The sequence below is a fragment of the Pseudomonas floridensis genome (assembly GCF_002087235.1).
Classification (GTDB): domain Bacteria; phylum Pseudomonadota; class Gammaproteobacteria; order Pseudomonadales; family Pseudomonadaceae; genus Aquipseudomonas; species Aquipseudomonas floridensis.
In genome coordinates, this window is record NZ_MUIO01000012.1 from 123,800 (window position 1) to 133,490 (window position 9,691).

At 57.9% G+C, this 9,691-nt stretch carries 3 protein-coding genes and 1 pseudogene; 2 read left to right on the forward strand and 2 right to left on the reverse strand.

Features of this window, described 5'->3' with window-relative positions:
• The first annotated feature begins 868 nt into the window (after window positions 1–868).
• Window positions 869–6,451, forward strand: coding sequence for a DUF3320 domain-containing protein (locus tag BZK31_RS04405; RefSeq protein ID WP_083181529.1), 5,583 nt, complete (start codon window positions 869–871; stop codon window positions 6,449–6,451).
• Between the two features lie 330 nt (window positions 6,452–6,781).
• Here BZK31_RS04405 and BZK31_RS04410 read toward each other — a convergent pair.
• Window positions 6,782–6,934 (reverse strand): annotated as a pseudogene (locus tag BZK31_RS04410) (transposase domain-containing protein); the annotation flags it as partial.
• Between the two features lie 212 nt (window positions 6,935–7,146).
• Window positions 7,147–7,572 carry a DUF1493 family protein gene (locus BZK31_RS04415; protein WP_083181530.1) on the reverse strand — a complete coding sequence of 142 codons (426 nt, stop codon included), beginning with the start codon at window positions 7,570–7,572 and terminating at the stop codon, window positions 7,147–7,149.
• Window positions 7,573–8,321: 749 nt separating this feature from the next.
• On the opposite strand from BZK31_RS04415, the gene BZK31_RS04420 reads away from it, so the two are divergent.
• Window positions 8,322–9,398, forward strand: coding sequence for an SEL1-like repeat protein (locus tag BZK31_RS04420; protein ID WP_083181532.1), 1,077 nt, complete (start codon window positions 8,322–8,324; stop codon window positions 9,396–9,398).
• Window positions 9,399–9,691 lie beyond the last annotated feature (293 nt).

Genomic DNA, 9,691 nt, shown 5'->3' on the forward strand with positions numbered 1-9,691 from the left:
GCGGAGAATGGCGTTAGCCAGTGGGTATCAGCCTCGTACTCACCTATTGATATTCGTTGAGCTTTCGATGTTAGTAGAGCGTAAGCGTCCGGCCATGTCAGATTGTCCCTCTGGCTAAAATCGGCTTCCGACCGTGCGCTACCTCTTGCGAGCGATGCGCCCAGCCCAGATACACGTGCTTGCGCAGCCCAGCGAACTCAAAAAAAGCATCAACGGGAACACCTTCAACGCAGCTTGAAGCGAATGGATTGCGAGTATAATCTGACTGGCCACGGCATCTGCGGAACCATTTCAACAGCACTGAAAGAGATCGGCTACCTCAACACCTGGTTGGATACGTAGTTGTTCCCATGCGGATCCGAATAAGGTAGTTTCGGCCTATGACCCGGCCAAATAAGTTGAGGACGAAGAGGGCTAGGTCGATCAAGTCATCAAGCTCTGCCTGGGGGTGATAGCACCGAGTCACGACACAGCGAGGATGAGGAGAACCATAGTCACGCATAGGCGTCCCTGGTTTTGGCGGGTTGTGCGAAAAGGCCGGCAAGGGCACACCGAGGATAGAGCACAGAAGCCTATGGAAGGTGTGACAGAGGAAATGTACAAAATTGGTAAGGACATACCTATCGTGCCCTCTACATAAATTGATTGCTCGACATCAAAACACCGCACTTGAAGTGCCTTCCAGCGGATTAATATGGATGCTATCTAGAACAGTCGCACGCAGTTTCGGTGTTGGAAGGGGATTGCTGGTCGAAACGTGGCTCCTGCTTTTATCGGCAGTCGGCGCATGTCCGCTAGAGATGCGAAAATAGACTGATCGCCCAATGAAGGGCCCGTTCGGCGGAGATGTTCCGCTAGGGACATGACAATGGACAGTAAGATAGAAGCAGCGACGCCCGACTCGCCCATGGATGCGTCGATTTTCCAGAGCGCGCTTCCCAACGCCGAGAAGCTCGAGCACGCGCGCACACAGTTGCTTGACCTCTCAGCGCGAAATCGACTCCTTAATATGCCGCGATCGAGCCGTACCTCGGCGATTGCGGTCGTCGATGAGAAGACATCCGAGGTCTATCGCCTCCTCGTTCGGGAAGGAAAAGCGTTTACCTTCCTGGTCGGCAAGGCGGCAACTGATGAGTCCGATAATGATTCGGCAGCCGACGATGCAAAACCGGCCAAAGACTCCGATGAAATCGACCAGCTTGCCCAACCCGACGACAGCGTCGACGAGAGGGGCGTGCTCACCCGTCACAGCGACACAAAACTCCAGACTCGCCTCACGGGCAAGGGTCTGCAAAAGCATCTGCTCGAGCTCTACCTGAACTCAAAGACACTCGAGGAAGAGCAGGGCGTCAACGTCCTCTTTGCCTCCCTTGGCGCTCTCAAGTGGATCGATCCGAACAATGCGGCCAACGTTCGCCATGCGCCCCTGATCTTAATTCCGGTCGAGTTGAACCGCGGAACGGCGGGCGAGAAATTCCGACTCAAGGCCCGCGCTGAAGATGTCGCATCCAACCTGTCGTTGGAAGCGTACCTGGACCGCATCCACAAGCTTCGTATGCCCGCCTTCGAAGCCAGCGACAGCTTCGACATCGATGCCTATTTTGCAGAGGTCGCGGCTGCGGTGGCGGACAAGCCCCAGTGGGAAGTGCTGCCGGATGAGATGACCGTCGGGTTCTTTTCGTTTGCCAAATTCCTGATGTACAGAGACCTCGACCCTGCCGTGTGGCCCAAGGGCAACACACTCGTCGATCGTGCACTCATTAAGGGCCTGCTCTCAGACGGCTTCCCAGGTGGAGAGGGAATGCTCGACGAGAGCGCCAACATCGATCCGGTCATCTCGCCGGCGGACATGCTCCACATCCTCGATTGCGACAGTTCGCAAGCCATTGCCATCCATGAGGTGCGTCGCGGTCGCGACATGGTCATCCAGGGCCCTCCTGGCACCGGCAAGAGCCAGACGATCGCCAATATCATTGCGTCGGCTATCAAGGACGGCAAAACGGTCCTGTTCGTGGCCGAGAAGATGGCTGCTCTGGAGGTGGTAAAACGGCGCCTTGACGAAAAGGGCGTGGGCGATGCGTGCCTGGAACTCCATAGCAACAAGGCCAATAAGCGCGCGGTACTCGATGAGCTGCGACGCACCTGGGATCTCGGAGCCCCGAAGCCAGCTCCCACGGGAAGCCTGATTGCTCGCCTGACCGAAGCGCGGGACGAGTTGAACGGCCATGTGGCTCGGCTGCATGCCGTCGACCCAGCATCCAGTCTGTCCTCTTTCCAGGTCATGGGCCATCTCGCACGCCTGCGGCAAGCGGGGGTGATGCCCAATGATGTCGTTCTGGAGGGGATCGAAGCTTGGGGGGCGGATGGTTTCGAACGGCGTCATGCGCTTCTGAATGACTTGGTCACACGGATCGAGATCATCGGCAGACCCGACGACCACGCCTTTACCGGGGTGGGCATCGAAGCGATGCTGCCCACCGATCGTGAGCGTCTCGTCGCCCGTATCGAAACGCTACGCGGCCAGCTCGAGGACGCCCGGCGGTACATGAATGCTACTGCCAGTTTGCTGGAAGCCCAGCCTCCGTCCAGGCTCGACGAACTGGCCGCTGTCAGCGCACTCGCCCGGCGCATCAGTGTGGCGCCTGTGCTTGATGCCGACGCCATGGCAGATGACGGTTGGTCGAACGTATCGGCGGTCGATACATTGCTGGCGTTGGGTCATCGCTATGCCGCCTTGCGCCAGTCGCTGTCGAGCGAAGTCAATGTCGAGGCGTGGGACGAGGACACTCACGAAGTGCAGCAGGCGCTCACCGAATGCCCTGGTGACTTCGATGCGGACGCTGTTCGCCGCCTCTGCGCCGTCCGCGACGCCATCCCGGCGTTATTGCAGGCGGGCCGCGGTCTCGCTCACGCACTGGGCCGCGAATGCACGCCGACCGCTGGGGAATTTGCCCGCCTCGCCAAGATCGGCGAGCGGGTTGCAAATGCGCCACCGGCAAGCCCCGAAACGTTCGCTTCCGAGCTATGGGACGGCGGCGTAGAGCGGGCCGGGCAGATCGCCCAGACCGCTGCCGACCTCGAAGGGGTTCGTACGTCACTGGCAGGTCAGCTCCACGAGCTCGCCTGGGATATCGACGTAGGTCCCGCCCGCGCCGCGCTCGCGGCCAAGGGCACGAGCCTGTTCCGCTTCCTCAGTGGCGACTGGCGTGCAGCCAACAAGCTCATGCGCTCGGTCCTGGTTCAGCCCGCCCAACCTCTCCCGGTGACCCTGGCTTCTCTCGATACTCTGATCCGCGGTCAGGAAGCGCGGCGCGTGCTGCGCGATGAAGACAGCTTCGGCAAGGCTGCCTTCGCTGAAGACTGGCAAGGCGATCGCTCGGCCTCCGCGCCGTTGGTGGCTCTGGTTGAATGGATGCGGTCCCTGCGCGGGCTCGGGGCAGAACCCCGCCTCATTGCTTCCCGCGGTCCTGAGAAGGATGATGTCGCCCAGCGTTCGAAGCACGTAAGCCTTTTGCTCTCCCAGGTCGCTCCCGACCTGTCCGGCGTCCATACCGATTTTCTTGCACAGGCAACGCAGGTGTTCGGTGACGCCACCGCGCCTGAACAACTCGACCTCGAGTCGTTGTTGCAGCTCGCCGTCCGCCACACGAACGCCTGGTCGACGGCCAGCCGCTTCCTGATTCAGCCCCCCACCAGCGCAGCATCAGCCTGTGCCATTTTTGAAAGGCTGGACGCGGGACGCGAGGAGCGCCAGGGCGTACGAGATGGGTATAGCCTCGGCCACGCGCTGTTCGGCTCCGCGTGGCGAGGGCTTGACAGTGATTGGGACGCCCTCTCGACAGCCGCTGGTTGGCTGAAAGTCAATGGAGACATCCGCGCGCTGGCCGGTCGAGTCAACGAGCGTGAGGCGCTCATTCCTCGCGCCAAGGCTCTTGACGAGCAGGCCGCGCATCTCGCCACGGCCCTCCACTCCATTGCAGATGAGCTTGCACTCGATCTGTCAGCCAGTGTCGGTGCGCCGCGGATCTATGAGGTGCATTTGGATTCCCTGGCAGCACGGCTATCACGCTGGGTTACCGAACAGGAAGAACTGCACCGGTGGCTGGCCTATCGCGATCGTGCTGCACGAGCCATTCGCGACGGTTGCGCGGATGTCGTCGCCAGACTTGCCGATGGACGGCTATCGACGACGAGCGCGGTCGCTGCGTTCGAGTTCGCTTATTTTGAAGGGCAATACCGTCGGGTGCTAAAGGCTGAACCGGCTCTGGGCCGCTTCGATGGCGTCGCCCACGGCCATATCGTCCGCGAGTTCGCCGACCTTGACCGCCAGCGCATCGCAGCGGCGGCAGGCGAAGTCGTTCAGGCTCACCACCAGAATGTTCCTCGAAGGGACAGTGGTTCGATTGGCCCACTCGGGGTGCTTCGGGGGGAAATTCAGAAGAAGAAGGGTCACATGGCCTTGCGAAAGCTGGTCGAACGCGCGGCCCCTGCACTCACCGCCCTGAAGCCGGTCTTCATGATGAGCCCGTTGTCGGTCGCGCAGTTCCTGCCGCCGGGCGCACTGGAGTTCGACCTGCTCGTGATGGACGAAGCGAGCCAGATCCAGCCGGTCGACGCCCTGGGTGCGGTGGCTCGCGCCAGGCAGGTAGTTGTGGTCGGTGACCCTCGTCAGCTACCGCCAACCAGTTTCTTTGCCAAGCTCACCAGTGGCGATGAAGACATCGACGAGGATGAGCCAACGAAGGTCGGCGATGTTGAAAGCATCCTTGGCCTGTTTACCGCACGCGGCCTGCCCATGCGCATGCTCCGCTGGCATTACCGTAGCCGCCACCAGTCGCTCATTGCGGTTAGCAACCGCCAGTTCTATGAAAACAAGCTGTTCATCGTGCCCAGCCCCTGGACTCAGGAGGGTGGGCGGGGCCTGCGCTTCCACCCTGTTCGGGATGGCGTCTTCGGTTCACCGGTCAAGAGCGTCAACGGGCCGGAGGCCAAGGTAGTCGCTGAGGCCATCGTCCAGCACGCCCGACTGCACCCGAAGCTGTCCTTGGGTGTGGCATCGTTCTCCGCATCGCAAAGCCGCGCCATCTTCGACGAGCTTGAAGTGCTGCGCCGTGGTTTGCCAGCGGAGGTGGAGGCCTTCTTCAACCGCCGCAACAGTGAGCCGTTCTTCATCAAGAACCTTGAAAACGTTCAGGGTGACGAGCGGGATGTCATCTTCATCTCGGTTGGCTATGGACCGACCGTACCGGGCGGCAAGGTACCCATGCGTTTCGGGCCTCTCAACAACGAGGGCGGCGAGCGCCGGCTCAACGTGCTGATCAGCCGTGCCAAGCAGCGATGCGAGGTGTTCTCCTCGATCACCGATGAGGACATCGACCCCGCATTTTCCGCCAGCCGCAAAGGGATCGAGGCGTTCCGCATCTTTCTCCGCTATGCCCGCACGGGGAAGCTCGACACGGCGGCCGTCACGGGACGGGACTTCGATTCCATCTTCGAAGAGCAGGTTGCAGCAGCGCTCGAGGCTCGGGGATACAGTGTCCAGCGTCAGGTGGGCCTGGCCGGGTTCTACATCGACCTTGCGGTGACTGATCCGGAGCGCCCAGGTCGCTTCCTCCTGGGCATCGAATGCGATGGCGCGTCATACCACAGCGCTCAGTCCGCCCGGGATCGTGACCGCCTCCGCCAGCAGGTTCTGCTTGATCATGGCTGGAACCTCCACCGCATCTGGAGTACCGATTGGTTCCAGCGTCCTCAAGAACAGCTCGACCTCGTCTGCCGGCAGATCGATGCAGCGGGTGCTGCGTTCGACGAGCGCGTAGCCGAGGAAGTCCTTTCAGCTGAGCAGGCTGTCGCTGCGGCCGCCATCGAACGGGAAGTGAGGGCTGAAGACGGTGATTTCACCTTCGAACCGTATGTCGAAGCGAGCCCACAGCGGCCAACACATCGTTCGGAAGAAATCCACGAGACTCCGACAGGCATTCTTACCGAGATAGCGGTTGATGTTGTGCGCATCGAGGGGCCCGTGCATACCGATGAGGTCGTGTCCCGTGTCCGTGACGCCTGGGGCGTCAAGCGAGCTGGAAGTCGCATTCAGGACGCCGTCGAAAGGGCAATCGATGTGGCTGTCCGCCAGAACTCCGTGGTTCGGGACGGTGCCTGGCTCGCCATCGCCAGCGCACCTGTTGTTCCACGCGATCGTTCGCAGGTATCTTCACTGGCGCTCCGCCGGGCGGAGTACCTACCGGAGGCAGAACTTGCAGAGGCCATCGTCATCGTCGTAGCGCGTAATTTTGGCGCGAATCGCGATCAGGTCATCGAACGCGTTGCGCGCGCCATGGGCATCCGAGCTATCTCGGCCTCGGTACGAGAGCGTGTGACGGCGGTGGTCGAGCAGGCCGTCGCCTCTGGTCGTTTAGTCAATGAGGAAGGTCTCCTGAAGATTCGGGAGTAGCTATCTGCTTGGGGCGTCCTGACCGAGGCTAGCGTGTCGTAAGACATGTGCGATCGGTGAGGCGTCGGGCAACACGATGAGGAGTAAGCGCCCGGTGAACACACCTACCGAACTCCAGCATTAAGGGCGATGGTGTCCGCGTATTTTAAGCGGACGCGATCGCCCTTATCGCCAGGATTTTCATGCGCCAACCAAGCTCTTATCCAAAACCGTTCAAAGCCCAGATGGTTCAAGAATGCCTGCAACCGGGCGCAACCATTGTAAGCGTACGGGGAATACGCCTTGCGCAGATCAGCCAGTTATCGACTGACGCGGTAGTAGCTGCTCGATCTAACTGACCTTCTGCGTCGGCAACCCCATCAGCACATCCTTGAGATATGCATACGGATCATGCACGTTCATGCGCGCCGACTGGATCAGGCTCATGATTTCAGCCGCCCGTTTACCACTGCGCACAGATCCGGCGAAGAGCCAGGTTGTACGCTTAGAAATATGGCTCGATAGTGAAGCATTGTATGCGACCCATAAACCCCACCAATGACGGGCGATGAAGTTAATTGGGCGTGCAGAACTCGACAGTCAAGGTCGCACTGTCCAGGAATCGCAAAGTTTAAATATTTATACCGAGCATGAGGAGCACTTTTGAACGAGCTCAGTCATTTGTGCTTCTGCTCAGCGATCTTCTAATATAAATATCATCTGGTATGTATGCTAAAACCCTCAATAGGAATTTTTTCGGTACGGTTGTAAGTTGGTAAAATGCTAAAGTTAATCTTTTCAAGAGTTTCGCAGTTCCATGCCTTGGTTTGGGCGGCGTTATATAGCATGCCCAATGTCATTACAGTCTTGGCGCGCCGATCTTTAGATCTGAAGAATACGAAAATGTCAGTCCCTTCTGGTTTGAAGTAACGATAGTGGTCGTAGTCACCGGGGTCGACGCCAAACTGCTCGAAAAAATCTTGCATAAAGTCACTTGCGTCGTCACCGTCAAGCCCTAGATCCCAACTGACTTTAGTAGCGAGGCTAAGAGTCTCGAATGCTTTTCGGCTAAATCCAACATAAAAGTAGATTCTCTCCACAAGATAATCAATTGTTTTATAGTTTAGATCATTTCTGTCCATTCTTAAAAAGCCTGATCTTGTTCATCTGCGATAGAGTTGTAGGTGTTCACCGTCACGTAACCTATTTTGCCAAGCTCGTATGCAGTATAGGACCATCTATACTCATTCCAGCTCCTTGTGACATTACTTAATATAATGCATTGCCCAAGCAAGATAGCGAAATTCTACCTGTACAACTCGTGAGTGCCTTTTTCGGCAACGGGATTGGCGTCTTGCGATACGTCATTCCGAACGTGTGCCACCACAGTCTAGGGTGAGACCTCGACCAAATTCGGGAGCCGGTCGATGGACGCGTATCAAGAACCGTTCACGATGTCTGCCAACTTCTCCGGTCAGTTGGAGACGCAGCGAGGGACTGTAGATCTGACAGGAACGGTCGTCATCTTATGCATGGGCTTATACTTGGCTGCGGCGGTTGTAGAACTCGACAGTCAAGGTCGCGCAGTTTGGGATTCGCCAGGTTGAACTCAAACTCGGTCGCAGCCCAGTTTTTATGCCCGCCACAACGTCAAAGGCATCATGGTGGGCGAGCCCTATCTGCGGATCATTTACCGTTCGGCTGTGGTTTCGGAGTCGCCTTCTTCAACTCGCCTGCAGACGTAGCCAATGCATGCCTATGTAGTAAGTGCTCGACTATATCCTTCACATGCGAGACATTTGACATAGATGGTGAAGGAACGATTTGTCCCAACTCTGTAGCCCTCCAGTCAGATTCACCAAAAAATCAAACCATGGAAAGGAATGTGTCTATGAAGGTGATGTTAGCTGGGCTGTTCGCGTCGCTGCTAGCGGCTTGGTCCAATGTGTCCATTGCACGTGAGTCGCCAATCGAGGCCAGTGGTATACGCTCGGACTTCGTGTGCACGCAGGATGCGGGTGTTTCGGTAGGGCCTCAGAATTCAGATGCACAACGTTTATTCCTCTATGCTCGCCATCTTGAATATTTGCACGAGGGTGATTTCAACAGGGGGAGTATCGATGAATTCAATCGCATCAGTCGCTATTACCGTATCGCGTCCGCGTATGGAAACGCCGATGCAACCGAGGCATTGAGGGCCTTTCAGTGGAAGCTGATCGATGACAGCTACGATGGCGTTATCACTCAGCTTCGCCGCAATCGCGAGAAAGAGGCCGAGCGCCTGACGACGCTGCTCTTACAGCAGTATCCGTCTCGCGGTTACCTGCTCCAGGCCAACATGTATGCCCAGGCATGGAATCTTACTGACGCATTCATCCTGTACCGCAAGGCGGCGGATCTGGGCAATGCCCAGGCGCAGTACCGACTGGCCCAGTATCTCGACGTCAATTCGACCGCAATGGCCAAAGCATTCGGGGCGAATGCCAAGGACATCGCATTCGCGTTGCCACTCTATCGCTGTGCTGCCCAGCAAGGACACGGTAGTGCGATGTATGAGCTTGCCATCAAACAAGCCGAAGACCGGCGCTACCCAGAAGCGATTACGGGACTTCAGCAAGCTGCAATGATGGGGGAAACTGCTGCTGCGTTCAGACTTCGGGAGGCTTTTGGCGAGCAAGCGAACGGGCCGCTATCACTAGGAATGAAGAGTGACGCCGCGCGTTATGAAAGATACGAGAAGATCCGTAGTTTCCTGATCCATGAGCAAAACTTCGCCCCGCGAGTGCCTGACCTGAATCAAATTGTGCCATTGCCTCCTGCAGCTTTGCCCGAATGGGACGGGGCCTTTCTGTGGAAGAAAGAGCAGAACGCATCGCGGGAGACTCCATCGGAGACGTTGATGGCACACATGGCCAAAGCCAAGGGGTTGGACCCGTTGACAGGATTACCGAAGAATGCGGCGCCGTGAAAGCGATATAACTTGCGGGCGGTAAGTCGCCTCTGACACGCCCCATAACTGTCCGTCGCGACGCTTTGAGGGTGTTAGAGAAAACCCTCGTGCAAGGGGGGGCGGGCAGTGTTGGGCTTAAGTCCGCTTTCAGTTCCGTTGCTCCTGAAACCCCTACAGCTGTGCAAATATAACGTAAGCGCTCCATAAACCCCACCGATCTTAATATGGCTGGCGCGGTCAGCTAAGCGATGCGGGTGAGCCATTCCACGGGAGCAAGGCTTCGTAATCTTCAACCGATGTCGCCGTTGGCA

Bases quoted from the DNA above. Each gene is read 5' to 3' on its own strand.
- BZK31_RS04405 (WP_083181529.1), top strand. From the start codon at position 869: ATGGACAGTAAGATAGAAGCAGCGACGCCCGACTCGCCCATGGATGCG.
- BZK31_RS04415 (WP_083181530.1), bottom strand. From the start codon at position 7,572: ATGGACAGAAATGATCTAAACTATAAAACAATTGATTATCTTGTGGAG.
- BZK31_RS04420 (WP_083181532.1), top strand. From the start codon at position 8,322: ATGAAGGTGATGTTAGCTGGGCTGTTCGCGTCGCTGCTAGCGGCTTGG.